Here is a 26,373-nt window from a genome sequence, read left to right as displayed (position 1 = left end):
CACAGCTAACTTAGCAACCATTGTGCACTTCGAGTTTAACGATCTGGACAAGTCCGCTTATCATGCTGATAGCTACCACACACACTACACCGCCTAGCATCCGGGCATGTTTGTACATTATGACCAGCTCGACCACACCCAGAGCAACGTGACGGTTTTGGACAATTCTTTGCCGTATGACTTCCTGATCCACAAAACGAACATGCCATCTTGCGATGTCTCCCTTAAAGCATAAAAACGGGGCCTTTCGGCCCCGTTATATATCGATCAATCAGCTTAAAAGCTAACCAATTAACCCAACAGAGAAAGAACGTTCTGCGGAATCTGGTTGGCCTGGGCCAGCACGGACGTACCAGCTTGCTGAAGAATCTGCGCGCGGGTCATGTTAGCTACTTCTACTGCGTAGTCAGCATCTTCGATACGCGAACGGGCAGCAGAGAGGTTAGTCTCGTTGGTGCTCAAGTTGGTGATGGCAGACTCGAATCGGTTCTGCACAGCACCCAGTTCAGAACGCAGGCTGTCGACTTGTGACAGAGCGTTATCCAAGGCTGCCAGCGGGTTTTCGGTTGCATCCGCATCACTCAGAGCTTCTTTAGTCAGGCTACCATCTTCGGTAACGAAGATTTCGCTTGCAGCACCATCGGTGATCTTGCCATTATCATTGACGTAGACAGATGCAGTTGCTCCTGTGGTTCCTGAAGTTAGTGAATAATCACCATCAAAACCAGAAGTATAGGTCGCAGTAGTTGCATCCTGAGTTCCTGTTGATACATCATTGTAAACTGCATTAGTAGCATCGATACCATATAAATTGGCAGCGGTACCTTCACCATCGGTGTCTACATCGTAAGCGTTGGTTGTATCTTGAGCGACCTGATTCTGTAAATCTTCAAAGGCAATGGTTTCATTGGTAGTATTTACACTTCCAGCAAGACCATCGGCACTATAAACCGTATCTTCTGCAGTCGTAATGCTGCCTGCAGAACGGCCAACATCAGCGAGCTCACTGACCAAGTCGTCGATAGTGGCGACAGGGTCCCCAGCTGTGTTTGTTACACTTAAATCAGCCGAGCCAGCGGTACCGGTCAGGTATAAGTTCTCACCGGTAGACGCCAGGGTTAAAGCACCAGAAGAGGAAACGTTAACTTCCTTGTCATCGCCACCTAAATTAACGGTAATGGTGCTGGTCTCTCCAGCGCCTGGTGTCAGGCCTAGGTCAGTCGCAAGATTACCCGCAGTACCATCGACAGCCACACCAGTACGATCGAAGCTGAAGGTGTTGGTGTCCGCATTGAGGGTATACTCGACATTATCAGTCATCTGCTCAACGGTCGCACCATCTTTCAGGTTCTCGAACAGATCCCCAACGCTAGAGGCTGTATTGAAATTAGCGTTTGTATACTCGTTCGAGGTACCCACTTGAGTAAAGTCGTTGGCACGCAGATCCTGAACGGTAGCGGTGGAGTTAGCGGTACCGGTACCGTTAACATTGAAGCCAGCCAGGTTCAGCGTTTCGGCATTGATCTGCTTTAGATTGACTGAGATGGTCTGACCATCGTTAGCGCCAACCTGAATTTTCAGACCTTCGTCGCCTGCCAGCACCTTGGTACCGTTGAAGTCGGTTTCTTCGGAAATACGGTTGATCTCATCCAGACGCTGGTTGATTTCGTCCTGGATCGAGTTCAAGTCAGAGTCGGAGTTGGTGCCATTCTGTGCCTGAACGGACAATTCACGGATGCGCTGCAGGTTGTCGTTGACCTGGTTCAAACCGCCTTCCGCAGTCTGGGCGATAGAGATACCATCGTTGGCATTACGCTGCGCCTGGCCCAGGCCGGTAATCTGTGCGGTGAAACGGTTGGCGATTGCCTGACCTGCCGCATCATCCTTGGCACTGTTGATGCGCAGGCCAGAGCTCAAGCGTTCCATGGAAGTCTGCAGATCATTTTGCGACTTGTTCAGGTTCTGCTGGCCGATCATCGACGTGATGTTGGTATTGATCACTGACATGGTGTGATACTCCTTGCTTTGGACACTGGCCTTGAAGGCCCGCTTTTCGGCCACTGTGTGTGCCGTTATATTAATTAACGGCAGGGCGAGGAGGATCTTTAGGGGGAGTGGTAAAAAAAGATGTAAACGTTGGTAACTGGGAGGTGAGGGGATTCATGCTTGGCCTGGGAGCCACCGAGAGATTGAGATTGCTTCGCTGAGCTCAATGACATACCCACTCATTAATACAGTTTCTTTATCGTTCCAAAGCAAAAGCAGCGTCAAGCGCTGCTTTTTATCGTGCTTAAGCGATAGCTATTGATGTAACGCTACTTTTTACGCCCTAGCTGGGCATCCAGCGCATCGAACTGCTGCGTCAAGTAGGAGCTCATACTGTTCATTTGCGAGACCATTATATCGAGTTGGCTGAACTGGCTGCGGTAACGGGCAATGGTGGCATCAATACTTTTTTCCATACGCTCAAAGCGGGTATCGAGGCTTTTTACGCGGTTTTCCGCACCGGTGATAGCCCCTTTAATGACGCCGTTGCTGCCGAGCATCTGTTCAATTGACGCCCCCAGCTTGCCCGCCAAGCCACTCTCTTTTTTATCGCCCGCAAAAAAGGCGCCAAGCGCTTGGGGGTTATTCGCCACCAGGTCACTCAACTTAGCGTCGTCTACTTTTAGCGTGCCGTCACGCTGTAGGGAAATGCCTAACTGACTTAACGTGGAGAGCTCACCGCCTTCCACACCACCGGTTAATACGCTGCGTAAGCGTGATTCAACCGTGCGCACAGCGCTATCACCGAGTAGCTCTCCTGCGGTCTCACTATCGCCACTGAACGACGTTTGCTTAGTGATAACACCTTTTAAGTCGTTAAACGCTTTTACAAAGCCGTTAATCGCTTCGCGCTGTTTTAGCGTGTCGCGCTCGATGTTAACCGTGCTGGAAGCGGTTTCACCCTCAGCCATACTGAGTTCAGCGAGATTAAGCGTTACGCCCTGAATCGCACCCTCGATTTGATTTTTGGCGCTGCTGATCGCAATGCCATTAACCGTTAATGCAGCATCTTGCCCTTGGCGCTTGGCACCTGCTTCTACTGCCTCACTGAATGGGCCGGTTACGGGCGCATCTGCGGCATCGACAAAGCTGAAACTGTCAATGGAGGCATCGGCACCGGTTACCTTGGAACTTAACGCCAGCCGGTAACCTTCGCCATCGTTAATAATGGTGGCGTTTACGCCTGATTCTTTGTTGGCGTTAATGGTATCTCGAATACCGTTTAAGGTGCTACCTGGGGCAATGGCGATATCCACTGAATCGCCATTGCCAAAATTCAGCTTGAGCGCGGTAGCCCCCTGCAGATCAAGCGCTTGATCTTTTTTGTCAACCCGGCTGGAGGCGAGCGTGCCCGAGGTCGCCAGCTGGCTGACTTCCACCCGGTAACTACCTGGTAGCGCACTCGCGGTTGTGGTAGCGGTAATGCCATCACCGCGCACACTGGCGGAAAGGCTTTGGTAGAGCTTGGGATCATTGATTTTCGCTACGGCGTCTTGAAACGCATCCAGCGAGGTTTGCAGTTGGCCGTAGGCAGAAATTTTGGCTTGTTGCTGTGTTTTCTGCTGAGTGATGGGAGCGAGCTTCCCACGCTCTGCTTCTTGTAGTTGATCCAACAGGCCGGTCAGGTCGAGTCCCGAACCAACGCCAAGAGAGGTTATCGTCGCCATACTGGGTGTTCCTCAGTGAAAAGGCTAAACCAAAAACATTACGCGCACTTATGTGCACCATTAAACTTGATACTTACCTTATCGACTGAAAAGAGGGCGACTTTAGCGCTTTATCTTCCGCTAACTGGGCTAATTTATTTTTCTAATAAAAACGCCTGCTTAGCGCAGGCGTCAGAAACGTCAATGTCTAACTTTCAGTATCAATTACGGCCTAGCTGGGCATCCAGCGCATCGAACTGCTGAGTGAGGTAGCTGCTCGTTTGGTTCATTTGCGCAATAATCCCATCTAGCTGACCAAACTGCGTGCGGTAACGCGAGATGGTTTGGTCAATGGATTGCTCCATACGCGTATAGCGCTCACCTAGCGACTCTATGCGGTTTTCAGCACCTGTAATGGCCCCGGTCACGGTACCGTTGGTACTGAGCAATTGCTCGACCATTGTATTGACCTGCCCCGCCATACCGGTTTCATCTGAGCTACCCGCGAAAAAGGCTGACAGCGCATCTTGGTTGTTGGAAATAGCGTTGTCGAGTGCGTCGGAATCGATTTCTAACGTGCCATCCGTCTGCAGTGAAATGCCAATATCACTGAGCATCGATATCTCACCTTCCACACCACCGGTGAGCACGCTACGCATGCGTGATTCGACAGTGCGTACGGTGCTGTCGCCTAATAGCTCGCCCGCTGCACCGGTTTCCGCATTAAAACTGGTTAACTTGCCAATGGTGCCTTTCAGGTCATTATAGGCATCCACAAAGCTAGTCACGGCTTCACGAACAGCGAGTGTGTCCTGCTCTATTTTAACTGTACTCTCACCTTCTTCTTGAAGGTTCAGCGTTACGCCTTGAATCGCGCCTTCAACCTGATTAGTAGAGCTAGTAATCGCAATGCCATTAACGTTAAGAGCGGCATCAGTACCGCTTTGATGCGTACCTGTTCCATCACCCACATCACGATCTGCATCAAACGGAGCAACGCCAGTAAATGAGAAGTTACTAATTGATGCATCGGCGCCGGTTTCGCTTGAACTAAGTGCTAAACGGAAATCTGTACCGTCATTAACAATAGTCGCGTTTACACCAGAATCCCCGCTGGCGTTGATAGTATCCCGGACCTCTTCAAGGGTGCTGCCTGCCGCAAGCGTGATCTCTTTGGTGGAGTTATCAGCAAAGGTCAGGGTCAGGGTTTGATCTGCAGCTGCATCAATTATAGGCGTATCGGCAGCACCCACCCCGGTAGAAGCAAGCGTGCCGCGGGTAGCCAGGGTTTCAACGCTTACGTTGTAGCTGCCCGGCTGCGCTTCTGCATCGGCGGAGGCGGCTACGGCTTCGCCACCCACGTTAGTCGAAAGGCTTTCGTAAAGAGCGCTGTCATTGAGCGCATCAGCAGAATCCTGAAACGCTGAAAGCGCGCTTTGCAGCTGACCGTAGGCAGAAATTTTGGTCTGCTGGGTTTCCAGTTGCTGCTCTATGGGCTCAAGTTTACCTCGTTCGGCGTCTTGCAATTGATCCAACAAGCCGTTGAGGTCTAGGCCTGAGCCAATACCGAGTGATGAAATGGAAGCCATGCTTTACCGTCCTTTTATAACGTCGTAACTCTAATGCTTACGCTGCTCATGCAGAAACCTATCGATGTATTAATTAATACTATCGGCTATTCAATAGCAAACTTGAATAATTGCAGCCTATTTTAAGTATTTAAATGTCCAGGAAGTGTGCTTCTAGCGATTAATTTCATTCCTGCCGCATGAGGAAATCTCAGTTGAGACGCATTAAGCATCTCACACCCTCCTTAATAATAGACCTTGGTCTAATGCGCTTGGTCGTTTATAATGCGCTGCAACAAGCCCATTTTGGTGCTACCCGCAGGAGAATATCGTATGCCTTCAGAACCGATGCCTCTCGAGCGTTCTGAACAACGCCCCCCACTTTCGCCCAATGGGTTATCCACCGCGGCCAACGTTCAACGCAGCCTGCGCCAGTGCTTATCGATTGCCGCTGAATTGTTATACGACCACGGTCATGTGCTGGAAACCATTACCCTTCCTCAACGCGGCTTGGCCTGCCGTGAGCTGGCAACGCTTAGCGCGGCCGCGCCTACCTGGGCAACCTGCCAGCGAGTGATGGAAACCAGTGAAGCCGCCACTTTTAATGAATATGGCCGTTTTGTGTTGACCCACCTGGGGCGCGAATTGATGTTTGATATGTTTGGGCAAGGGGCCGCCGACTGCGCCTGACCCTGCGTAACTATTTCTTGACTGACTGTGCCTTGCCTATAAGAAAATCGCCCGCAAGCGAACGCTGCGGGCGATTTTGTTGGGGCGTCTTTTCTAGTAACTTTTGTTGATCAACTTTTTTCTAGCGCCTAGCTTTTAGGTCTGGTTTTCTTTGGCTTAACGCAGGCCGAGCAGCGAAAGAATAAACAGCACAACCACGATAAGACCAATAATGTAGATAATGTTACGCATTAGGGCGCTCCTTGCTTATTGCGTTTTAGGAAAATCAAAGGCTTGCTCACCCATGAGCCAATTTTGAACAGTTTAGCAGGCTTTTTCTTCTTTTGCGTAATGCCCCTGCATTTCCCTGTTTGAAAGTGACAGTGCTCGCGTGGCCGCCTCGCTAACGTTATCCGAGGTGTTGACGGTTCTCGTCGAATGCTCGCTGAATTATTTTCTGCTGCTTTCCATCGATTTCTAGTTCACGGCAAAGGGACGACCATTCGGATAGAGCATCAAGGGTCTGCTCGATATAAAGATCCGGGGTTAAGTACTTGAAGGAAGCACAAACCTGTTTGAGCTTCTTACGGGTAGCCAAGCCTGCACCGCTGAAAGACGTTGTATGCTCATCTGCGTAGCCCTGAACAGGAGCGTAAGTCAGGTCATAAGCTGGCGCCAGTGTCCATCGCCCTTGATCATGCAAAAAAGCGAAGTTCTTAGCGTGGTCATCGTGATTGTGGGTCAGGGCATTGAACACCATCAGCCTCGCCATACGCTCAACGTCTTCTGCATGGCGGGTGAAGGCGTTGGTTGCTTTTAAAAGATCTGAATAGTCCAGTGATGGAGCGCTGTAATCAGCATATAGAATACCGCTAGCCGTCATCATGTGGATTTTATGATTACCGTTGCGATCAAAACGCTGAGTAGAAAAGAAACGCTCGGTTCCCGTTGAGGCGTTGAGCTCAATCAGCTTGCTCGCGGCCATTTTCACCCCAGCACGCTCTGCCAACACTGAGTAGGCGTACTCGATAGCGCCGGTGTCCCGATGCTCAGTTGGCGCACGGAATTTCACTAGCCAATGCTGATAACCCGCAGGAAGTTCCTGGAAAGATGTACTGCACTGCTTACCATCAGTAGATAACGCCACGATCACCTTGGGCCGGGCACCTGCCGGGGAACCACCGGCTAGGCGCAGAGCATCCAGCGTGGTCGCGGTTTCACCTTCGTAAACAGCGTGAGATGCCTGATAGAGCTGGCTTAGGTCAATATTATCTTCGTCAGCAGTACGCTCAATAACGGGCTGATACTCCAATGCCCCCATTCCCCTATCGGCCATATAAGCTAGCCGATCAAGTGGGGAAATATCTCTCCGGTCTTTGCCATGCTCGGCAAGGAAATAGCGATCCATGAGCAGCATTCCCCATCCGTCCGGTAGAGAATCAGCAAATGCCCCATGTAGCCCATTGAAAAGGGCTGGGTCTGCTGCTTTCTGGGGTTGGCTGGTAAAATCCATGTTCAAGGGCGACAAATTGAAACCTTCCGCCACCCACTGGGGGTGATAGGCAAAGTAGATCCCCTGTCGGCTAGCGACCAGCTCCCCCACAGGGTTACCTGCTAGCAGCACCTCTACGGTGTTGATCCGCTTCATTTTCGCCCCCTAGTACGACCTGTCCGTTTGATCTCTTCAAGCGATATGGGGTGGTCATGCTTGAAGAGCTCGGCAATTTGAAATGTTGCGCCCAGCGCCGTGGCAATGAGCACTAGGCCATCGAGGGTTATTTGCCCATGAGACTCAAATCGCTTAATAGTGGACTCGGAAACACCCGCCATCTGCGCCAAGGTTTTACGGGAAAGGTTTTTCGCCAATCGCATTTCTCGCGCGTTGGCGCCAACCTGCTGGGCCAGTTCGCCAGGGGCAAGAAGTGAGTGAGTCAGGGCCATAGAAAACACCTCAATAACGGCTCATTTATAAACCATTATACACTAAAACTGGCTTTAAAAGCCCAAATATGAACCGTTAATATAGGCGATCGGCTCCAGATTTAGGCTCATAAAGCGCTATTGGCCTTACGTCTAGCGGCTATCTACTGCGGAACCTCTTCTGCTTCTAAACCTCGAACCTTTGCCACTTATACCGAAGGTGTTGCGATGCGCGCTACTGCTTTGCTTATTTCGTTTGCTGTTATGTCCTTATTCACCACTGCCAATGCAGTCGCTAATAAACCTTCTGCGAATACATTACAGACGCTAAACCAGCAAACCCGCCAGCTTGAGCGTGTACACAGCGTGGTGGTGGCTCACGAGGGTGAGATTATCCACGAGCATCATCAGGGCGGGCCAGGCGTTGCGTCGCCAGCCAACATTAAGTCGTTATCCAAAACGGTACTCGCCGCCATTACCGGTGCGGCGATTGAAGCGGGCGTTATCGAATCGGCTCAGCAGCGTTTGGTCGCACTGTTGGGTGATCAAGTGCCGAACGGCACCGACCCGCGTGTTGACGAGATTACCGTGGCGCATTTACTCGCACTGCAGGCCGGGCTTGAGCGCACCTCGGGCAGCAATTATGGCGCTTGGGTGGCCAGCGCCAACTGGGTAAACGATGCCATTACGCGCCCCTTCGTGGATGAGCCCGGTGGGCGCATGCTCTACTCTACCGGCAGCAGCCATCTGCTTTCCGCTGCGCTCACCCGTGCCAGCGGCGAGACAACCCACGCGCTTGCCCAGCGGCTATTGGGCGATCCGCTCAATATCACCATTCGCCCTTGGCTGCGCGACCCTCAGGGTATCTATTTTGGCGGCAATGATATGCAGCTTTCGCCAAGGGCACTGATTGAAATAGGCGAGCTGTATCGCAACGATGGTGTGGTCGATGAGGGTACAGAGGCTAGGCAGCGCGTCCTGCCTGAAGGTTGGGTAGAGGCCTCCTGGCAGGCGCGAGGCACATCGCAGTGGACCGGGGATGGCTACGGCTATGGCTGGTTTATTACTCAGTTGGCGGGGGAAGACGTTTACTATGGGCGCGGCTACGGTGGCCAAGCGTTGTATGTCATTCCGGAACGGGCGATGACCGTGGCGATCACGTCAGACCCCAACCCACCCTCGCCGGGCGGGCAGTTCCAACAGCGGTTAAATAGGCTGGTGGAGGGCTTGCTGGAAGAAAGTGCTGAGTAGAACAGCGAATCAACGTGGCTTACTCGCCTTTGTGGCCTAGGCTCATTAGGTAAAACGCGGCTGCCAATACCCCTGGTTTTCAGACGGGTTTAGGCGGCGGCGTTGAAACCGGATCAGGCATGACGGTACTTGAGTTATTATATATAAGTTGTTATATCAGGCTCATGGTGATCAATACGCAGGTGGCGACGAACAGCGCAAACCCAAGCAGCAGCGCGACACCGTCGCGGGCAACCAAGCCTAACCCCAAGAGGGTAAGCGCCAGCCCCGCCCCGTTGGCCGAAAACGGAATAAACTCCATCGGCGGCATCGCCAGAGCAATCAATAAACACACAACGGCAGTCACCCGGATACCCACGTAGCCCGTCAACCAGGGTAAACGCACCCGCAATAGCCCATCTATCCAACGGGCGGGCTTTTTCACTAACTGAATGCCCTTATCGAATTTTTGCTGAGAAATCGAACGTTTCAGCAGCCAGTTGGGCAGCCAAAAGGCTTCACGCCCTAACAGCAGTTGTACTGAGACAAGCAACACCAGTGCGGCCATTAGCGTCGGCATTCCCGGTATATCGCCGATAATCGGGGCGAGAGTAATCAATCCCGCCACCAGCAGCAGCGGTCCAAACGAACGCCGACCGACCGCCCGAACGACATTATCAACGCTGACTCGTGAAGCGTGCTGCTCCATGCGCTCAAGCGAATCAATTAAATCGATTAAAGTGGTATCTTCGTTGCGGTTATACATCGTCGTTATGGCGCTCTTCAACCTGTAGCTTGGTGCGAATAAAATCGCTGTGGCTGACATGGAGCAGGTCCGCCAACCGCCGAATCCGATGCTCTTCTAAAGGATCAACGTTGCCATCGGCCCAGGCCAGCTGCCACATTAATGCAACCAACTCATAGCGTTGATCATAGCCGTAATGGTCTTTGATTAAGCTAACGAACTGGTAGTGATCGACGGCGTCTTCCACTTCTGCCTGGGCCAACGCCATCAGCTCTTCCACATCGCTCTCGCTGAGCCGGTAGCGCTCAATAAGCATGCTGCGCAGCGTAGTTAGCTCTTCATCGGTGGTGTCGTAATCAGCTCGAACGATTTCACACAGCAGCGCGGCAGTGGCAAGCTCCAGGGTCAGCGTTTGGTTTTCGCGCTGCTCCGGCTGCGCCAGAGTACGCTGAAAAAAATCACTAATGGCGTTCAGCATGCGGTTTCTCCATGGATAGTTCTCAACTTCTGACCGTACTTAATCCTTGGAGTGCATTTATAAACAATGAGATTCACTGAGCGAAGAGCGATCATCAAGCGAATACACATAGGGCAGCCTTAGGGGCTGCCCTCTTTTGTGCCTTGAGTGAGGGTACTAATTAGCAAGACTGATTAGCAGGTTAGTGCTTACCAAGCAGAGCGTCCAAGCTATCTGCCGTTAGAATCTGTACTACCCACTCATCTAGCTGGGCGTCTGAAGCTAATGTCAGGCGATGATCTGCCCAATCGGGTATCTCGCCAAACTTCAAGGCGATTTGCTTACGCAACGTACCTTCCACTCCTTCATGGCGCCCTTCCTGGCGTCCTTCCTGGCGTCCTTCTAGACGCTCTTTCTCCCGCTCAAAGCGCTCAACAGTATTGACATAAGGCATGTGTTTTTCCTCCTGTATGGCGTAGACCGCCTGGACAAACTCGGACTCCAGGACTCTCGGTAGCTGGAGCATCCAGTCGATGATATTGAACAACCGCACAATCTGTTCACGGCTGTAGCCTCGTTCATACAGCAGCCGAATGAGAGCAATCTTGACGTCCTTGCGCGTAGCACCGTCTTTCAATCGCTTGGCGTAGATCTGGGCCATCACCACCAGCGCAAAGACATTGTCGCTGGCTTCCAGCTCTTTCCAGCGTGCTTCCCAATCAATCAGTTTAGCCGTGGGGAAGGTAAAGATCAGCTCGCACCCCCAGCGCTGATAGCGGAAAGTGGTGGGCCGGAAGCTATCGCGAGTATCAGCCAGCACCGCCAAGCTCACCACGTCCACCCCGTAGCGGTCTCGTAGCCGGTACTGATAGGTGTACATTCGCTCAGCAAACGCCTCCTCTGGCTCGCCCTGCACCTCAACGTGGATTAGCACCCAAGTCTCGCTGCCATCCTGTGCATAGACTTTGATCAGCTTGTCGGCGTAACGCCTGCCACTGTTGGCATCCGCCGTGATCTGCTGTAACTCCTTGTCAAGAAAGCTAAAGCCTTTCGACCAATCCACTTGTTCATAAATGGCTGGAAATAATAGGTCCAAAAACTCTTGGAAGTACCCTTCCAGCGCCATCTTCCAAGGGCTGTCGTGGTCGGTTGGTCGTGAGGTATCCGCTTCACTCATGCAAGCTCCTATTTCACTACTCGAATGCTAGCACAGTGGCGCTTTTCAAGCGCTATTCCGCTTAATGCTACCTGCCTGCGACGCCAATAAAAAAAGCGCTCAAATGGCTAGATCTCTCCTCAATCCTTCTGAATAAGCTGCTCTCTCAGCTGCTTGGGCACTTGCTTGATAATCAAGCGATCCTGAGTGGCGTCGTATTCGATGCTTGAGCCCAGCAGGTGGGAGTCAAAACTGATTGAGACGCCGCCCGCGCGTCCGGTAAAGCGGCGGAACTGGCTTAAGGTGCGCTTATCGGGCGGGATCTCCGGCGAGAGCCCGTAATCGGCGTTACGAATATGGTCGTAAAACGCTTTCGGCTGCTGTTCATTAACCAGGCCGGAAAGCTCGTCTAGCGTCATCGGCTCGCCACGGCGAAGCTGTTCGTTGGCGTAGTCCACCAGCGTGTCGGTTTTTTCGCGGCTGACCTCGTCGTTGTAATCTTCTTTCTCGACGTAGTCGCTAAACGCCTTGAGCAGCGTGCGGGTTTCCGCCGGGGCATCGACGCCCTCTTCCATGCCCAGCAGTGTGACCAATCCTTCAGCAAGCTTTTTACCACCGCGATCTTTTAGGAACGACACATACTGAGCGCTGGGGGCATCGCTCTGCCACTGGGTGAGGTTGATGCGCGCGGCCAGGGTCAACTGGCGGGTATTGAGCTGCGCGGCGGGCACAGGCTGGTGTTCCGCATCAATGCCAATGCCTTCCCCCTGATGCACTAACGCCACCAGCAAGGTTTCGGTGTCACCCTGGCGCTGGTGGCTAATCACTAAGTAACCACTTACTGACAGCTGCTCTTGAAGCTGCTTAACAAGCCGTTCGGCTAGCGCAACAGACAGCTCGACAAAGCTCTGCTCACCGGCAAGATAGGCGCGCAGCCACATGGCCAGCGGCCCGGCATGCTCGCCCTCTTCGGCAAAGCGCCCCCAGCCTTTGGGTTTGGTGTTGTAGGTGTCGTTCAACGCGCCTACCAAACTTGCCATCACCGGGTCGTCGCCGGGCTCTGGGGTATGCGGCGCGGCGGTAAGGTTTAAGCGCTCACCGTCAAGCGTTGGGTCGAGGCGGTGCACGATGCTTTGCAGTAGCGGCATAGGGGGTTACTAGCGTCCAGAGTAAAAGTGAATCAGGGTTTGAGGCGGTACCCGGTGCGGAAAATCCAACTAATGGTGACAAGGCAAACGGCCAGGAAGAGTATAATCATGCCCACGCTCGCCGCGAGACTGACATCGCTGATACCGTAAAAGCTCCAGCGAAAGCCGCTGACCAAGTACACCACGGGATTGGCTAAGGTAACGATTTGCCAAAACGGCGGCAGCATATCAATAGAGTAGAAGCTGCCACCTAAAAACGTTAGCGGCGTGATCACCAATAGGGGCACCAGCTGCAGCCGGTCAAAGCCATCGGCCCAAATGCCGATAATAAAACCGAGCAGGCTAAAGGTGAACGCCGTCAGCACTAAGAAAGTCAGCATCCAAAACGGATGGGCAACCTCCAGCGGTACAAATAAGTTCGAGGTAGCTAAAATAATCAGCCCGAGCAGAATCGACTTCGAGGCCGATGCGCCTACGTAGCCCAAAACGATTTCAAAATGGGAGATAGGCGCGGAAAGCAGCTCGTAAATGCTGCCAGAAAATTTAGGAAAGAAAATAGCAAAGGAGGCGTTGGAGACACTCTGGTTCAGCAGCATCAGCATGATCAAACCGGGCACGATAAAAGCGCCGTAGCTAACCCCGTTAACCTCGCTAATGCGTGAGCCAATCGCGGCGCCAAATACCACGAAGTAGAGCGATGTAGAAATCACCGGCGAAACAACACTTTGCAGTAAGGTGCGGCGCGTGCGGGCCATTTCCGCCATATAGATGGCGCGAATGGGGTGGAGGTTCATGGGCGCTCCTTGGGATTCACCAGGTCGACGAAGATATCCTCCAGCGAGCTTTGCCGAGTGTGCAGATCTTTGAAGGTAATGCCTTCACTCTCTAGGGTGGTTAACAGCTCTGATATGCCGTATCCCTCTTCCTCCTGGCTGCCGTCGTAGGTATAAATCAGTTCATACCCTTCAGCCGCTAGGCTTAGCTCAAAGCGCTGCAGGCTTGCAGGTAACTCGGTTAGCGGGTTGTGCAGATTTAGCGTTAGTTGTTTGCTGCCCAACTTGCTCATCAAGGCGGCTTTTTCTTCCACCAGCACCAGCTCACCGTGATTAATGACCCCGATACGGTCGGCCATTTCTTCGGCTTCTTCGATGTAATGCGTGGTTAGGATAATGGTCACGCCGTTGTCGCGCAGTTGGCGCACCACTTCCCACATTTCGCGGCGTAGCTCAACGTCGACCCCGGCGGTGGGTTCATCCAAAAACAAAATGCGCGGCTCGTGAGAGAGCGCTTTGGCAATCAGCACGCGGCGCTTCATACCGCCAGAGAGCGTTATTAGCCGGTTATTGCGCTTATCCCACAGTGCCAGCGATTTGAGCACTTTTTCGATATGCGTCGGGTTGGGCGCTTTGCCAAACAGGCCACGGCTAAAACTGACCGTGTTCCAGACGGTTTCAAACGCTTCGTTGGTGAGCTCTTGCGGCACCAGGCCAATACGTTCGCGCGCTTGGCGGTAGTGGCTAACGTTGTCAAAGCCGTCGACCAGCACATGGCCTTCGGTCGGGTTAACCAAGCCGCACACCACGCTGATCAGGGTGGTTTTACCCGCCCCATTGGGGCCTAACAGGGCAAATATTTCACCACGCTGAATGGTTAAATCCACACGAGTTAACGCCTGAAAGCCACCCTGGTAGGTTTTATTCAGACCGTTAATGCTAATAATCGGGTCGTTCAAGGCGTACTCCTCACGCCGCGACGCTGTAGTTGCGACGCTACAGTTGCAACACATGGCCACGGCGCTTCGAGACGAAATTAACTGCGGCTGGTGACTTCCAACAGATGATAGCCAAACTGGGTTTTTACCGGACCGTGCACTTGGCCTACTTCGTCGTTGAAAACGACTTTATCGAACTCAGGCACCATCTGGCCGGGGCCAAAACTACCCAGATCGCCACCCTGGCGGCTCGAAGGACAGCTGGAGTGCTCTTTGGCTACTTCGGCAAAGTCGCGGCCGTTTTGGATTTCTTCTTTGAGTGCTAAGCACTGTTCTTCACTGCTGACCAAAATGTGGCGGGCGCTGGCTTGTGTCATACGTTGCTCCTGAGAGGGGTTCTTTTTTGAGGTTGATCGTTTGGGGTTGATGATCGGTTTGGCATTTATGATCAAAAGGGCCGGTAGTTTATCACGGCACGCTTATAGCACCACTGCGGCGTATGGCTTCACCCACCTCTGCCAGCGCGCGTTCATGAGCACTGACTGCCACGGGTCCGCGGGTGCAGGCGACAATCACCCATGGCCCAGCGCTTTCATTGCCAGCACTGGCTGGCTCACGTTGAGCAATGCCTGCATCGCAACTGCGCCGCTGCTGCGTGCCGGTTTTATGGGCGAAGCTTATGCCGTCGCCCAGGCCCGCTTTAAGACGCTGTTTACCAGAACGGGTTCGCTGCATAACCGCTATTAAACGTTTGCGATGCAGGGCATCGAAATCTTCCATGCCGTCTTGCCTTTGTTGAAGGCCTTGTTTAACGCCGTGCAGGCTAGCCAACAGATCACCATAGGCGCTAAGCGTACCCACGTTCTCGCCAGTGGCTTCATAAGCATCAAAGGCGTGGTCGTAATCGGGTTGGGTGAAGGACCCCGTGCTGGCGCCCAGCCTGCGGGCTAATGCTTGGGCGCGTTGATTAACGCTGTGCTTGCGCAGGGCTATAAAATCCATTCCGCCCAGTTTGCGGGCATCAGGGTGCAGCTCGCCGTAAACTCCTTGGCGCACGCCCACCAGTTTGGAAATAGGCCCAAGCTCAGCGGGATTACCGCCGCTTGCGGCCACCATGCGACTGGCACGTTCGTTGACGGCCGCAAGCCCCACGCGATCAATCAGCATATCGGTGGCGGTGTTATCGCTGACGGTGATCATGTGTTCCAGCAAGTATCCGATGGAGATCGGCGTGCCGGGGTCGTGCCAGTTGGTAGGTCCGGCGCCGTCCACATAGTCACTGTGCGTAAGCGTCAAACGTTCATCCAGAGAAAGCGTACCCGCTTGGCGTTCAGCGAGCACTTGCGCTGCCACCGGTACTTTAATTAGCGAAGCTAAATACCAAGGGTCATCAGCGCGCCATGAAAATGCTTCGCCGCTGGCGAGGTTTTGCACATAAACGCCCAACTGGCCCGCAAAGACACCTTCAATGGCTTGTAAACGGGCGGTTAAATCGCCCTGCCAAACGCTGTGTTTATCTATTTCATAGTACCAGTTTGCATCGTACCCATTTGTGTCGTACCCATTGGTACCATCAACCTCGGCGTGAACAGGCAGCGCAATAAGCAGCGCAACCGCAACCAGCCCGCGTTGTATCCAGTGTCGCAAATCGTACGCCCCAGCAGTTATTAATTGCTTTTAATGGTGTTTAGCCATCCAACGGGTCAGCCAAATCCATGCCGCTGCGCCCAGTATCAACAGGCCGCCAACACCAAGCGCCTGTGGATAGCTGTACGCTCCCTGGCCTTTCCACAAAAAGCGCAGCATCAAAAAGATCACCACAATGTGGAAAATAAATGCTTTGAGGGCATCGGAACCGACAATGGTTAGCGGCAAAAGTGCCTTGGCGGCCTTGGCGCCGCCAGCAAGCGCTAAAGCTAATAACACCAGTGCGCCGCCCAGGCTAAACAGCATAAACTGCAGCCCAGGCGGGTGTTTACCCACATTATTGGCCACCGCCAGCATCGCCGCGTGTACATCGCCGCTAGCAAGCGCAATGGCATAAAACCCACCGACCATTAGCGCGCCCAGCCCCAGCAGGGTAAGTACTAGGCGTCGCCGCGCGATGGGCTCAAAGTAGCAGCGCAACAGGGCTTCACCGATGAGCAGCCCCACCAGGATTAGCGGTGCGCGGCTAATCTGCCCCCAGGTGTAGTGGTCTTCATGATCGACCAGCAGCGCTTTGAGAATATCGTTACCGCCAAACGTAAGGTTCTGCAACCAAACGGTCAGCGCGATTAATACCCCGATAGTGGCCAGGCGGCTCCATAGCGGCGCCCGCGCCCAAAGTGGCAGCATCAGCGGCACCCACAACAGCGCGATGGCGTAAAAGCCTAGGATTTCAACCCAGATGCCAAAACGCCCATAGAGCAGCGCATCGACGATCTCGCTGGGGGTATTGAACGGGAGCATTTCAATAATGAGCAGCGCCTTGTACCAAAACCATACTTCTACAGCTCGCAGCCACAGCTTTAACCGCCGCTTGGGCCAATCATCGCTTTGGGTATGAGAGAGAAATGCGACGGCTAAAGCGATCCCGAAGACCACGATAAATAACGACGATGAGAATTTGGTCAGTAAATGAACCGGCACCATGCCCCAGTCCGGCACATTACGAATACCCACTAATCCACTGACCGAATGACTCACGATCATTAACCCAATGGCGATGCCACGGGCCAAATCAATGGCTTCTATGCGGCCATCAGCCTTAGGCAGTTGGGGCGTTTCGTTCCAGGCAATCGCCATGGGCATTTCCTTATTTCCTGCGCTAATCCTGCTTCAGTCAATAAGTTAATACCGCATTTGCCAACAAACATGAACCCAATGCGCGCTTGCAGGTTCAACGCTTGCGTACTTGGCGCTTGGTTAGAACGTTCAAGATTCCTAACGAGAAATGCCCCGCATGAGCGGGGCATTTGGTGGTTATCGTTAGACTCGATGAGTTAGGCAATTAGACCTAAACCCTCAAAATCTATGATAACAGCTTACTCATCATCTAAAGCAGGCTGTCCCTGGGTGCCGGTCGGTGGCTCAGATTCTGCGCCAGTACCAGGGATGCCGGTATCATCATCATCGCCTTCCACAGTAGTTACTGTGCCTTCGTCATCTTCCAGATTAGTCTGCTGCCTAGTGCCATCGGCCGGATCATCTTCTAGGCCAACCGTCACGCCCTCTTCTTCAGGTTCAGGGGAAACAGTGCCTTGATCAAGGTTTAAATCAGTCTCTTGCCGAGTTCCGGTATCTGGCTCGCCTTCTTCATGCATGTCTGCAAAAGCGAGCGGACTTGCCATTAAAGCAAATGATACGCCAAAAATGCCTAATTTCTTAAAAGAATCCTTCTTCATCATAATACCGCCTCCTATTTGGCTTTACTTCCTTGGTAAAAACAACAGATCATCCTTGCTGTACAATACTTACCTTAGTAACCAAAGCTGTATCAGTCAAGTGCTATCTTGCTGTATTAAAGTTCCTCATACAGCTTACATGCGGGACATAAAATTTTTTTCAACTGATATCATGGCACTTTTTGTCATTTGTTGCTGGGTGGCCATAAACGCCCCAGGCTTATGACCAACGCCTAAGCAACTTCAATGTGATTACCAACATAGTATAGTCGCCTTTGAACAGTTTTTTACTCGTAGGCCATCTCTTCAAGTTCTTTCCCGCGCGTCTCTTTTACAAAATAGATAACGAAGAGTGTTGATGCAACGACACTGACCGCATAGAAGCCGTAAGCACCGACCAGCCCAATGGAAGCCAGCACAATGGGGAAGGTCATGGTGATACCGAAATTGGCCAGCCACTAAGAAAGACCTGCTAGCCCAATAGTGCTAAGCCCAGCCCGCATCCACCGCTAGTTCTTGCCCGGTGATGGCTTGGCTTTCGTCGCTGGCCAAAAACAGCACAGTAGGGGCGATGTGTTGGGGTTCGAGGCGTAATTTGAGGCACTGGCGCGCTTGAATGGCGGCTTCGTCGTCGGGGCCAATCCATTTTTCCAGCTGTCGTTTGGTCATCACCGCGCCGGGCACCAGCGTATTAACGCGAATATTGTGCTCGCCCAGGTCGCGGGCCAAGCTGCGGGTTAGGCCGTGGGCCGCCGCTTTTGCGGTGACATAGGCGGGCAAACCACCCAGCGCCATCTGCACGCTAACCGAGCCAAAGTTAATAATCGAGCCACCGCCCGCTTGGATCATCTGTTGAGCCGCCGCCTGGGCGGCAAAAAACATCGGCCGCAGGTTGAGCGACATTCGTTCATCCCAATAGGCAACATTCACCTCCCGCCAGTCGTGACGATCGTCGCTGGCAGCATTATTGATGAGGGTATGGATTTGCCCGACATTTTGTCCGGTATCGGCAATTACCTGTTGTAAGCTGGCTACATCGCGAATATCGCAATGGTGGTAGCGCGGCACCTCTCCGGTCTCGGCACGCAGTTCATCAACCAGCGACTCGCTGGCGGCGTCGTTGATATCGACAAACACCACCCACGCGCCCTGGTAGTGAAAGGCACGGGTAAGCGCGGCGCCAATGCCACTGCCACCCCCGGTAATAAAGACCACTCGCTGCTCAAGGCTGGTATAGCGCGCTGAGTGCTGTGTCATAGCGGTTCTCTCTTGGTTTTATTATTATTTGTTTTCCGTCACATATTCATCCACTGCCCACCGGCGGCAGACGAAGCCAACGCGCGCGTGATAAACCTCAGGCCATCAACGCCGTCCGCAACGCTCGGCGTGGGTGCAGCAAGTGCATTGGCATTTGAGCCGTTTTGATGCGCTTGGATTTGCACTGCGAAGTCGCTATAAAGCTGTGCGAAAGCTTCGAGATAGCCTTCTGGATGCCCTGCTGGAATCCGCGCCGCGGCCATGGCGGCGTCGCCCAGACCAGGGCCGTTGCGAGTTAAGATACGCGGGGGCTCACCCAGCGGCGAATGCACTAGCTGATTGGGGTTTTCCTGACGCCACTCAAGGCCACCGCGGCTGCCATAAACGCGTAACTGCAGGCCATTTTCATTACCTGCCGCTACCTGGCTCGACCACAGCATGCCCCGTGCGCCACCCTTGAAGCGCAGCAGCATATGCACGTTGTCATCCAGCGCGCGGCCTTCGACAAAGGTGTGCATATCGGCAGCGAGCGATTCGAGCTCTAACCCCGTCACATAGCGCGCCAGGTGGTAGGCGTGGGTGCCGATATCGCCCAAACAGCCCGCCGGGCCGCTGCGTTTGGGGTCGGTGCGCCACTCGGCTTGCTTCACGCCGCTGTCTTCCAGCCGGGTAGATAGCCAATCTTGCGGGTACTCAACCTGAACGACGCGAAGCTCGCCCAGCTCGCCGTTGGCGACCATCGCGCGCGCCTGGCGAACCAGCGAGTAGCCGGAGTAGTTGTGGGTCAAGCCGAAGAACAGTCCCGTCCGTTCCACCAGCTCGGCGAGGGTTTGCGACTCTTCCAGGGTGATTGTCATCGGCTTATCGCAGATGACGTGAAACCCCGCTTCAAGAAAGGTGCGCGCCACGTCGAAGTGCACATGGTTGGGGGTCACAATGGCAACCACGTCGATACCATCCGAGCGCTTGCGCTCCGCTTCGGCCATGGCTTGGTAGTCAGGGTAGGCGCGTTCGGCGTCAACGTGGAGCTCCGCGGCGGCGGCCCGGCTGCGCTCAGGGTCAGAGGCAAAGGCCCCGGCGACCAGCTCGTAGTGGTCATCCAACCGTGCGGCGATGCGGTGCACCCCGCCAATAAACGCCCCCTGGCCACCGCCGACCATGCCCAGGCGCAGCCGACGCGGCGTGTCGTGTTGATTGCTCATGTCGTATAGCCCTCCCCTTTGGTTAAATTAACTGAGGCTCGTTATTAAAGACCAAGGATGCGGCGATTGGCGGCTTGGTCGGAGCCGCCGTCAGCGAAGTCATCAAACGCCCGCTCGGTTACCTCAATAATGTGGTCGCGGATAAAGGTTGCACCTTCCCGGGCACCGACTTCCGGATGCTTCAAGCAGCACTCCCACTCCAGCACCGCCCAGCCGTGGTAGTCGTTGGCCGCCATCCACGAGAAGATTGACTTGAAGTCGATTTGGCCATCGCCCAGGGAACGAAAGCGGCCCGCGCGCTCTGTCCAGGACTGATAGCCCGAATAAACACCCTGCTTGGGGCTGGGGTTAAACTCGGCGTCCTTAACGTGAAACATCTGAATATGGTCGCGGTACACATCCAAAAAGCCGCGATAGTCGAGCTGCTGCAGGATCAGGTGGCTGGGGTCGTAAAGAATATGACAGCGTGGATGGTTGCCGACCCGCTCAAGAAACATCTCAAAGGTGATGCCGTCGTGGAGATCTTCGCCGGGATGAATCTCGTAGCAGAGGTTCACACCCGCCTCGTCAAAGGCATCCAGAATCGGCCGCCAGCGATTCGCCAGCTCGTCGAACGCCGTCTCGACCAAGCCCGCCGGGCGCTGGGGCCAGGGGTAGATGAATGGCCACGCCAGCGACCCGGAAAAGGTGCCGTGGTCGGTGAGGCCAAGATTTTGCGATGCTTTGGCGGCCAGCTTCAACTGCTCTACCGCCCAGGCCTGGCGAGCTTTGGGGTTACCGCGCACTTCGGGCACCGCGAAGCCGTCGAACATCTCGTCGTAAACCGGATGCACGGCGACCAACTGGCCCTGAAGGTGGGTGGAAAGTTCGGTAAGCGTCAGGCCGTGTTCGGCCAGGGTGCCTTTGACCTCATCGCAGTAGGTGCGGCTCTCGGCGGCACGCTTTAAATCGATCATGCGTGCGTCCCAACTGGGAATCTGCACGCCCTTATAGCCTAGCCCGGCCGCCCAGGCGGCAATGCTATCGAGGCTGTTAAAGGGGGCTTCGTCACCGGCGAACTGGGCGAGAAACAGCGCCGGCCCTTGGATCGTTTTCATAGGGCGTCTCTCTATAACGTCTCACTGGCAATCACATTTCAATGCGCCAGAAAATTTCAATGAAGCAGAGGAGCGCGGGCGGTTTCACCCGCGCCTTTTGGTCAGGTCAGACCATGATCAGAACGGCGAGTCAGGGAAGTAGTACTGCTCGGCGTTCTCCTCGGTAATCAGCGGCGAGCCTAGAATGTACTCGCCCACCACCGGGCCGTTGGAGACAAAGTGCTGCACGGTCAGGTCCATGGCAGTGGCGATCATGGCGGGTGGATAAAGCACGTCTACCGGCACCAGCTCATCGCCTTCCATGACCCGCTTGATAATGTCCTTCATGCCCGCGCCGCCGACAATAAACAGCTCATCTTCACGATCCGCCTGACGCACGGCTTCAATAACGCCGAGGGCGATATCGTCATCCTGGGCCCAGACGGCGTCGATGTTGTCGAAGCGCGACAGGTAGTCCTGCATGACTTCAAAGCCATCGTCGCGATTCCAGTTGGCGTGCTGCATATCGAGAATATTGACGTCGGAGCCTTCGATCGCTTCCTGGAAGCCTTCCACCCGCTCATCGTCGATCACGGTGGGAATACCGCGCAGCACGACAATGTCGCCTTCGCCATCAAGGCGCTCGCGGATGTACTCGCCGGACACGCGGCCTAACTCGTGGTTATTGCCCGCCACGTAGAGGTCTTCGATGCCCTCTTGAGTGAGCCCCCGGTCTACCACCGTCACGAAGACGCCGGATTCTTTGACGCGACGTACCGGATCGGTCAGCGGGCCCGACTCAAACGGCAGCACGACTAAAGCATCGATATTGCGCAGCGATACCAAGTCTTCGAGATCATTGGCCTGCTCGCCGGCCGTACCTGCCGTCGAGATCGTAATCTCGATATCGGGATAAAGCGCCTCGAGGCGCTTTTTAGCCTCTTCGGCGTGGTAATTGACGCCCCCCGTCCAGCCATGGGTGGCGGCGGGAATGGATACGCCGATGGTGTGCTCCTGGGCAACGGCGGCGCCGGAAAGCGCGATTGTTGAAGTGAGTGTGGCGGTAGTGACGCAGGCCGCCAGTGTGGTTTTGATGGTTCGCATAGTGGTGCTCCTTTCGTTTTTGTCTTTGTTTTGCTGTTTTTCTTGCTGCATTGCGAGCTGCTAAGGGTTGATGTTGCGAACGTTTTTCTGGTTTTTATATTTGTCTCATTACCTCAGGGCGCTGTTTTCTTCCACGACGCACGCTGCAGGTAGACCGCCACGATGATAATGGCACCCTGGACCGTTCCGTTGAGGTAGTTGGAAATGGCGTCGGTCAAGTTAAGAATATTGCCAATCATGGTCAGCATGATGGCGCCCACCACGGTGCCCCAGATTCGCCCATGCCCGCCCCTGAGCATGGTGCCGCCGATGATCACCGCGGCAATCGCCTCTAACTCCCAGAGCACCCCGGTAGCGCCCGATGCCGAGCCCAGCCGAGGCACGTAGATAATCGTCGCCAAGGCCACGCACACGCCCTGCAGCATGTAGGTCATGGTCTTGATACGGTCGACGTGGATGGCGCTGTATTCGGCAACTTTTTCGTTGGAGCCGATGGCAAAGCAGTAGCGCCCGAAGCGGGTGTAGTTGAGTAGGATGTAGCCAATAATCGCGACCGCCAGAAACACCCAGACCGGAATGGTGATGCCCAGGAAGCTGCCGTAATACACCGGACGGTAGATATCGCGCACTGCCCAGTCCAGGGTGAGGGTGCCGCCATCGGCGAGGTACGTCACCAGTGAGCGGTAAATCCCCATGGTGCCGAGAGTGACGATAAAAGCTTCAATTTTGCCTTTGGTGGTCACCATGCCGTTGATAAAGCCTGCGCAGAGTCCCAGCAGCAGTGAGGCACCCACGCCGAACAGCACGGTGGTGAGCCCTGCGCCAAACTGCTCGACCAGGCTGTTCATCAGGATAATCATTACCCCGGCAATAAAAGCCGCCATCGACCCGACCGAAAGATCCAGCCCGCCCGCGGTAATTACAAAGGTGGCGCCGATGGCAATGATGCCGATAAAGGCACTGCGGGTGAGCATGTTGGAGAGGTTATCCAGCCCCAGAAATGCCGGGTTGATCAGTACTCCCAATAGCGCCAGAATCACCAGCGCCACAAAAGGCCCCCAGGTTTTCAGGTCAACGGAAAAACCTCTCGATGCTGTCGTTTTGTTATTAGCCATAACGCTGCTCATCTGCGCCTACTCCCTTGATGCCGGATGCGTACTGCATGATTTCTTGTTCGTTGATCTGCTCGCCTTCGAGCAACCCGGTAAGTACTCCGGCGCACATTACCGCCACCCGGTGGGAAAGGCCGATCAGTTCGCCCATCTCTGAAGAGATCAATATCACTGAGCAGCCTGCTTCGGTCAGTTCATGAATAAAGTGATAGATCTGGTGCTTGGTACCCACATCAATGCCACGGGTCGGCTCATTGATAATCACGATTTCGGGGTCAATGGACATCACTTTGGCGAGCAGCAATTTCTGCTGATTGCCGCCGGAGAGTTCAGCGGCGGTGCGCACTGCCGTACGCAGGCGGATATCAAAGCGCTGGATAGCCTGCTGAAAGGCCTGCTCTTCGCGGCGGCGGTCGATAAGCGGGTGACAGTGAGCACGTAAATTGAGCAGCGTAACGTTGGAGCGCAGATCCATATTGAGCACCAGGCCTTTGCCCTTACGATCCTCGGTGAGATAGGCGATACGTTGATGCACCGCATCGCGCAGGTGGCGCAGAATTACCGGCTGGCCGTTGCGTAGCACCTGACCGGCGCTTTTACCGCGTAGCCCCAGCACGGCTTCAAGCAGCGCGGTTCGGCCAGCGCCCACGATGCCCCCAAACCCCAACACTTCCCCCCGGCGAAGGGCAAAGCTGGCCTGTTTCACGGCGCCGGGCACCACCATATCCCGCACTTCCAGCACCACCGGCGCATCGTCAGGAAGCTGCGTGCGCGGTGGGTACATTTCCGTGATTTCACGCCCCACCATCAGCCGCGCCAGCTCCTCTTTACTGCGTCCGGCCATGGGCCCGCTATCGACCAAATGGCCGTCGCGCAGCACCGTCACGCGGTCAGCGATCTGCTCGATTTCACGCAGCTTGTGGGAGATATACAAAATTGCTACGCCCCGCTTCCGCAGCCGGTCGATGAGTGCGAAAAGTACGTTTACTTCATTTTCCGTCAGGGTCGCGGTGGGCTCATCCATAATCAGCACGCGCACGTCGCGGGTGATTGCCTTGGCGATTTCCACCATCTGCTGATCGGAGGTACTCAGGTCTTTCACACGGGCGCGTGGATCAACGTCGGTTTCAAGCTCCGCCAGCGCCTCCCGGCTCTGTTGCCGCATGGCTCGCCGATCCAGAAACATGCCGCGGCGCAGTTCGCGGCCCAGGAAGATGTTCTCTTCCACACTGAGCTGTTCAGCTAGCGCCAGCTCCTGGTGGATCATTACCACGCCGTCGGCCTCTGCCTCACCGCTGGAGCGGTAGTGCCGCTGGCTACCGTCTACCAATACCTCACCCGAGGTGGGGCGAAGGTAACCGGCCAGAATTTTTACCAACGTCGATTTACCGGCGCCGTTCTCGCCCAGCAGGGCGTGCACCTCGCCCGCCTGCAGGTCAAGATCTACGTCGAATAACACCTGGTTTTCACCAAACGAGCGGCAGAGCTTGCGCGCCGATAACAGCATAGGGCCACCTGATGATGTCTGTTGTTATTGTATTAGGGGCTTATCAGCATCAATTGCTTTAGGAAGATGCTCTATTTACTTTAGGTACTAAAATAAATATCTGCATATGCAACTTAGGTCGTATTTTGACAATCGCGTTAACGCCCCACGATGAGTAACTAAATACAACGACTCAAGACAACGACTCATACAATCACGGCGACCCTATGGCCCTTCCGTCGACTGAGACTAGCCGCCTAGACAACACTCTAGCGGTGATCCGAACCCTGCGTGACCATGGGCCGGTTGCACGCACCGATCTGAGCAAACTCAATGGCATTAGCTCTGCCACCGTGACCTCAATTAGCGCCGAACTGCTTCAACAGGACTTGATCACGCAACAACCGCCTGAAACACCCCGCCCCTACGGGCGCGGTCGGCCGAAAACACTGATACAGCTCAACCCTCAAGCCGCCTATGTGGTGTGCATTAAGCTATCAATCAATGAGATCCAACTGGTAGTGGGGGATTTCGCGGGCCAAGTCCGCCATCGTGAGTACTACGCCGCATCCACTTTGGCGTTGAGCGCCGACGACCTGGAAGCACTGCTGGAAGACAAAATCAGCGCTGTCTGCGCTCAACAGTTGAAGGGTTTTCAACGCTTGGCGGGTATTTGTTTGGCAGTGCAGGGGGTGGTGTCATCGCAAAGCGGAACGATTATCTGGTCACCCGCCCTGAGCTTTCGTAACGCACCAATGTCAGCACGTTTGGCTGAGCGTTTTCACTGCAGCGTACTGCTGGAAAACGACGCCAACTGTATCGCCAATGTGCTGGCTGCACGGTCCGCCTATGCGGATTGCGCCAATTTAGTGGTCATTATGCTGGGCTACGGTATCGGTATGTCAGTGCTGATTAACGGCGTGCCTTATCTCGGCGCCAATGGCTCGGCGGCCGAGTTTGGGCACAGCAAATATCAGCCCGATGGAGCGCGATGCGCCTGCGGACGCCGCGGCTGTATCGAAGCCTACGCCAGCGACTACGCGCTCTATCGCGCCGCCGCCGAACAGCTAGCACTCCCCTCAGGCGACAGCGCACACCCTTCCGAACAGCAGATGCAGGCGCTGACACAGTTGGCATTAAAAGGCGACCCGACGGCCCAGCGCATTTACGATGAAGCCGGTCGGGCGTTGGGTGTCGGCATCGCCAATGTGCTGGCGCTCTTTAACCCCGATCTAGTGCTGATTACCGGCTCCGGCGTACGCGGCTTTGGCGCCATGCAGGCCGCCATGCACTCCGCCATTGACGATGCCCTGGTGGCCGAACTTAGAGGCACCACCCGCATCGAAAGCTGCGCCTGGGACCGCGACATGACCTGCATGGGCGGCATCGCCATGGCGCTAAACGCGACCGATGCCGAGACCCTCCAGGCAACCGCTCAACGAGTTCAATAGCCG

Annotated in this window: 25 protein-coding genes; 3 read left to right on the top strand and 22 right to left on the bottom strand. The window is 54.5% G+C overall.

Annotated features, from left to right (window positions below):
* Nucleotides 1–291: 291 nt before the first annotated feature.
* The 3 genes from RZA33_RS14630 to fliD (RZA33_RS14620) form a co-directional block, all read right to left on the bottom strand.
* Entirely contained in the window at nucleotides 292–2,007 is a 1,716-nt protein-coding gene (locus RZA33_RS14630; RefSeq protein WP_317508447.1) for a flagellin, read from the bottom strand.
* A 308-nt stretch (nucleotides 2,008–2,315) separates the two neighbouring features.
* Nucleotides 2,316–3,713, bottom strand: a complete 1,398-nt coding sequence (gene fliD, locus RZA33_RS14625; protein WP_317508446.1) for a flagellar filament capping protein FliD — start codon at nucleotides 3,711–3,713, stop codon at nucleotides 2,316–2,318.
* A 200-nt stretch (nucleotides 3,714–3,913) separates the two neighbouring features.
* A complete protein-coding gene (gene fliD, locus RZA33_RS14620; RefSeq protein WP_317508445.1) occupies nucleotides 3,914–5,281 on the bottom strand; it encodes a flagellar filament capping protein FliD in 1,368 nt (455 codons plus the stop codon).
* A 327-nt stretch (nucleotides 5,282–5,608) separates the two neighbouring features.
* Between fliD (RZA33_RS14620) and RZA33_RS14615 the strand changes: the two genes are divergently transcribed.
* A complete protein-coding gene (locus tag RZA33_RS14615) occupies nucleotides 5,609–5,950 on the top strand; it encodes a hypothetical protein (protein ID WP_416337872.1) in 342 nt (113 codons plus the stop codon).
* Between the two features lie 388 nt (nucleotides 5,951–6,338).
* Here the strand turns inward: RZA33_RS14615 and RZA33_RS14610 are convergent, their stop codons facing one another.
* Together RZA33_RS14610 and RZA33_RS14605 are read right to left on the bottom strand one after the other, a co-directional pair.
* Nucleotides 6,339–7,577, bottom strand: coding sequence for a type II toxin-antitoxin system HipA family toxin (locus RZA33_RS14610; protein WP_317508443.1), 1,239 nt, complete (start codon nucleotides 7,575–7,577; stop codon nucleotides 6,339–6,341).
* Complete coding sequence (locus RZA33_RS14605; protein ID WP_317508442.1) at nucleotides 7,574–7,870, bottom strand: helix-turn-helix transcriptional regulator; 297 nt, start codon at nucleotides 7,868–7,870, stop codon at nucleotides 7,574–7,576. Before RZA33_RS14605 ends, RZA33_RS14610 begins: the two co-directional genes overlap by 4 nt.
* A gap of 207 nt (nucleotides 7,871–8,077) precedes the next feature.
* Between RZA33_RS14605 and RZA33_RS14600 the strand changes: the two genes are divergently transcribed.
* Nucleotides 8,078–9,100, top strand: coding sequence for a serine hydrolase (locus tag RZA33_RS14600; protein WP_317508441.1), 1,023 nt, complete (start codon nucleotides 8,078–8,080; stop codon nucleotides 9,098–9,100).
* A 151-nt stretch (nucleotides 9,101–9,251) separates the two neighbouring features.
* Here RZA33_RS14600 and RZA33_RS14595 read toward each other — a convergent pair whose 3' ends face one another.
* The 17 genes from RZA33_RS14595 to RZA33_RS14515 form a co-directional block, all read right to left on the bottom strand.
* A complete protein-coding gene (locus tag RZA33_RS14595) occupies nucleotides 9,252–9,845 on the bottom strand; it encodes an exopolysaccharide biosynthesis protein (protein WP_317508440.1) in 594 nt (197 codons plus the stop codon).
* A complete protein-coding gene (locus tag RZA33_RS14590; RefSeq protein WP_317508439.1) occupies nucleotides 9,838–10,302 on the bottom strand; it encodes a TerB family tellurite resistance protein in 465 nt (154 codons plus the stop codon). The genes RZA33_RS14595 and RZA33_RS14590 overlap by 8 nt, the downstream gene beginning before the upstream one ends.
* 181 nt (nucleotides 10,303–10,483) lie before the next feature.
* Complete coding sequence (locus RZA33_RS14585; protein WP_317508438.1) at nucleotides 10,484–11,458, bottom strand: hypothetical protein; 975 nt, start codon at nucleotides 11,456–11,458, stop codon at nucleotides 10,484–10,486.
* A gap of 119 nt (nucleotides 11,459–11,577) precedes the next feature.
* Nucleotides 11,578–12,585, bottom strand: coding sequence for a nucleoid-associated protein (locus RZA33_RS14580; protein ID WP_317508436.1), 1,008 nt, complete (start codon nucleotides 12,583–12,585; stop codon nucleotides 11,578–11,580).
* A gap of 32 nt (nucleotides 12,586–12,617) precedes the next feature.
* A complete protein-coding gene (locus tag RZA33_RS14575) occupies nucleotides 12,618–13,379 on the bottom strand; it encodes an ABC transporter permease (RefSeq protein ID WP_317508435.1) in 762 nt (253 codons plus the stop codon).
* The gene (locus RZA33_RS14570; protein WP_317508434.1) at nucleotides 13,376–14,317 is read right to left on the bottom strand and encodes an ABC transporter ATP-binding protein; all 942 of its coding nucleotides are present in this window, start codon (nucleotides 14,315–14,317) and stop codon (nucleotides 13,376–13,378) included. Before RZA33_RS14570 ends, RZA33_RS14575 begins: the two co-directional genes overlap by 4 nt.
* A 77-nt stretch (nucleotides 14,318–14,394) precedes the next feature.
* A complete protein-coding gene (locus RZA33_RS14565) occupies nucleotides 14,395–14,673 on the bottom strand; it encodes a peptidylprolyl isomerase (RefSeq protein ID WP_317508433.1) in 279 nt (92 codons plus the stop codon).
* Nucleotides 14,674–14,764: 91 nt separating this feature from the next.
* Entirely contained in the window at nucleotides 14,765–15,943 is a 1,179-nt protein-coding gene (locus tag RZA33_RS14560; protein WP_317508432.1) for a serine hydrolase, read from the bottom strand.
* Nucleotides 15,944–15,973: 30 nt separating this feature from the next.
* Entirely contained in the window at nucleotides 15,974–17,083 is a 1,110-nt protein-coding gene (locus tag RZA33_RS14555) for a heparan-alpha-glucosaminide N-acetyltransferase domain-containing protein (protein WP_317508431.1), read from the bottom strand.
* Nucleotides 17,084–17,322: 239 nt separating this feature from the next.
* Nucleotides 17,323–17,685 (bottom strand): hypothetical protein, encoded by a 363-nt coding sequence (locus tag RZA33_RS14550; protein ID WP_317508430.1) that lies wholly within the window; start codon nucleotides 17,683–17,685, stop codon nucleotides 17,323–17,325.
* A gap of 284 nt (nucleotides 17,686–17,969) precedes the next feature.
* Nucleotides 17,970–18,137 carry an MFS transporter gene (locus tag RZA33_RS14545; RefSeq protein ID WP_317508461.1) on the bottom strand — a complete coding sequence of 56 codons (168 nt, stop codon included), beginning with the start codon at nucleotides 18,135–18,137 and terminating at the stop codon, nucleotides 17,970–17,972.
* Between the two features lie 31 nt (nucleotides 18,138–18,168).
* Entirely contained in the window at nucleotides 18,169–18,939 is a 771-nt protein-coding gene (locus tag RZA33_RS14540) for an SDR family oxidoreductase (protein WP_317508429.1), read from the bottom strand.
* 38 nt (nucleotides 18,940–18,977) lie between these two features.
* Nucleotides 18,978–20,141 carry a Gfo/Idh/MocA family oxidoreductase gene (locus tag RZA33_RS14535; protein ID WP_317508428.1) on the bottom strand — a complete coding sequence of 388 codons (1,164 nt, stop codon included), beginning with the start codon at nucleotides 20,139–20,141 and terminating at the stop codon, nucleotides 18,978–18,980.
* Between the two features lie 44 nt (nucleotides 20,142–20,185).
* Nucleotides 20,186–21,238 (bottom strand): sugar phosphate isomerase/epimerase, encoded by a 1,053-nt coding sequence (locus RZA33_RS14530; protein WP_317508427.1) that lies wholly within the window; start codon nucleotides 21,236–21,238, stop codon nucleotides 20,186–20,188.
* A 117-nt stretch (nucleotides 21,239–21,355) separates the two neighbouring features.
* Nucleotides 21,356–22,321: an ABC transporter substrate-binding protein gene (locus RZA33_RS14525; protein WP_317508426.1), complete on the bottom strand. Its 966-nt coding sequence runs from the start codon at nucleotides 22,319–22,321 to the stop codon at nucleotides 21,356–21,358.
* Between the two features lie 113 nt (nucleotides 22,322–22,434).
* A complete protein-coding gene (locus RZA33_RS14520; protein WP_317508425.1) occupies nucleotides 22,435–23,436 on the bottom strand; it encodes an ABC transporter permease in 1,002 nt (333 codons plus the stop codon).
* A complete protein-coding gene (locus RZA33_RS14515; RefSeq protein WP_317508424.1) occupies nucleotides 23,429–24,940 on the bottom strand; it encodes a sugar ABC transporter ATP-binding protein in 1,512 nt (503 codons plus the stop codon). Before RZA33_RS14515 ends, RZA33_RS14520 begins: the two co-directional genes overlap by 8 nt.
* A 206-nt stretch (nucleotides 24,941–25,146) precedes the next feature.
* Here RZA33_RS14515 and RZA33_RS14510 point away from each other — a divergent pair, with 206 nt between their 5' ends.
* On the top strand, nucleotides 25,147–26,370 hold the full coding sequence (locus tag RZA33_RS14510; RefSeq protein WP_317508423.1) for an ROK family transcriptional regulator: 1,224 nt from the start codon (nucleotides 25,147–25,149) through the stop codon (nucleotides 26,368–26,370).
* The last annotated feature ends 3 nt before the right edge of the window (nucleotides 26,371–26,373 follow it).

It is taken from the genome of Halovibrio sp. HP20-59 (genome assembly GCF_033052795.2).
Lineage (GTDB): Bacteria > Pseudomonadota > Gammaproteobacteria > Pseudomonadales > Halomonadaceae > Vreelandella.
The sequence above is the reverse complement of the archived record's forward strand: the minus strand, read 5'-3'. Positions and strand labels throughout refer to the sequence as shown.

Bases quoted from the DNA above. Each gene is read 5' to 3' on its own strand.
- RZA33_RS14515 (WP_317508424.1), bottom strand. From the start codon at position 24,940: ATGCTGTTATCGGCGCGCAAGCTCTGCCGCTCGTTTGGTGAAAACCAG.
- RZA33_RS14565 (WP_317508433.1), bottom strand. From the start codon at position 14,673: ATGACACAAGCCAGCGCCCGCCACATTTTGGTCAGCAGTGAAGAACAG.
- RZA33_RS14630 (WP_317508447.1), bottom strand. From the start codon at position 2,007: ATGTCAGTGATCAATACCAACATCACGTCGATGATCGGCCAGCAGAAC.
- RZA33_RS14615 (WP_416337872.1), top strand. From the start codon at position 5,609: ATGCCTCTCGAGCGTTCTGAACAACGCCCCCCACTTTCGCCCAATGGG.
- RZA33_RS14525 (WP_317508426.1), bottom strand. From the start codon at position 22,321: ATGCGAACCATCAAAACCACACTGGCGGCCTGCGTCACTACCGCCACA.
- RZA33_RS14520 (WP_317508425.1), bottom strand. From the start codon at position 23,436: ATGGCTAATAACAAAACGACAGCATCGAGAGGTTTTTCCGTTGACCTG.
- RZA33_RS14595 (WP_317508440.1), bottom strand. From the start codon at position 9,845: ATGTATAACCGCAACGAAGATACCACTTTAATCGATTTAATTGATTCG.
- RZA33_RS14540 (WP_317508429.1), bottom strand. From the start codon at position 18,939: ATGACACAGCACTCAGCGCGCTATACCAGCCTTGAGCAGCGAGTGGTC.
- RZA33_RS14585 (WP_317508438.1), bottom strand. From the start codon at position 11,458: ATGAGTGAAGCGGATACCTCACGACCAACCGACCACGACAGCCCTTGG.
- RZA33_RS14575 (WP_317508435.1), bottom strand. From the start codon at position 13,379: ATGAACCTCCACCCCATTCGCGCCATCTATATGGCGGAAATGGCCCGC.
- RZA33_RS14510 (WP_317508423.1), top strand. From the start codon at position 25,147: ATGGCCCTTCCGTCGACTGAGACTAGCCGCCTAGACAACACTCTAGCG.
- RZA33_RS14550 (WP_317508430.1), bottom strand. From the start codon at position 17,685: ATGATGAAGAAGGATTCTTTTAAGAAATTAGGCATTTTTGGCGTATCA.
- RZA33_RS14580 (WP_317508436.1), bottom strand. From the start codon at position 12,585: ATGCCGCTACTGCAAAGCATCGTGCACCGCCTCGACCCAACGCTTGAC.
- RZA33_RS14610 (WP_317508443.1), bottom strand. From the start codon at position 7,577: ATGAAGCGGATCAACACCGTAGAGGTGCTGCTAGCAGGTAACCCTGTG.
- RZA33_RS14555 (WP_317508431.1), bottom strand. From the start codon at position 17,083: ATGGCGATTGCCTGGAACGAAACGCCCCAACTGCCTAAGGCTGATGGC.
- fliD (WP_317508446.1), bottom strand. From the start codon at position 3,713: ATGGCGACGATAACCTCTCTTGGCGTTGGTTCGGGACTCGACCTGACC.
- fliD (WP_317508445.1), bottom strand. From the start codon at position 5,281: ATGGCTTCCATTTCATCACTCGGTATTGGCTCAGGCCTAGACCTCAAC.
- RZA33_RS14590 (WP_317508439.1), bottom strand. From the start codon at position 10,302: ATGCTGAACGCCATTAGTGATTTTTTTCAGCGTACTCTGGCGCAGCCG.
- RZA33_RS14605 (WP_317508442.1), bottom strand. From the start codon at position 7,870: ATGGCCCTGACTCACTCACTTCTTGCCCCTGGCGAACTGGCCCAGCAG.
- RZA33_RS14535 (WP_317508428.1), bottom strand. From the start codon at position 20,141: ATGAGCAATCAACACGACACGCCGCGTCGGCTGCGCCTGGGCATGGTC.
- RZA33_RS14600 (WP_317508441.1), top strand. From the start codon at position 8,078: ATGCGCGCTACTGCTTTGCTTATTTCGTTTGCTGTTATGTCCTTATTC.
- RZA33_RS14530 (WP_317508427.1), bottom strand. From the start codon at position 21,238: ATGAAAACGATCCAAGGGCCGGCGCTGTTTCTCGCCCAGTTCGCCGGT.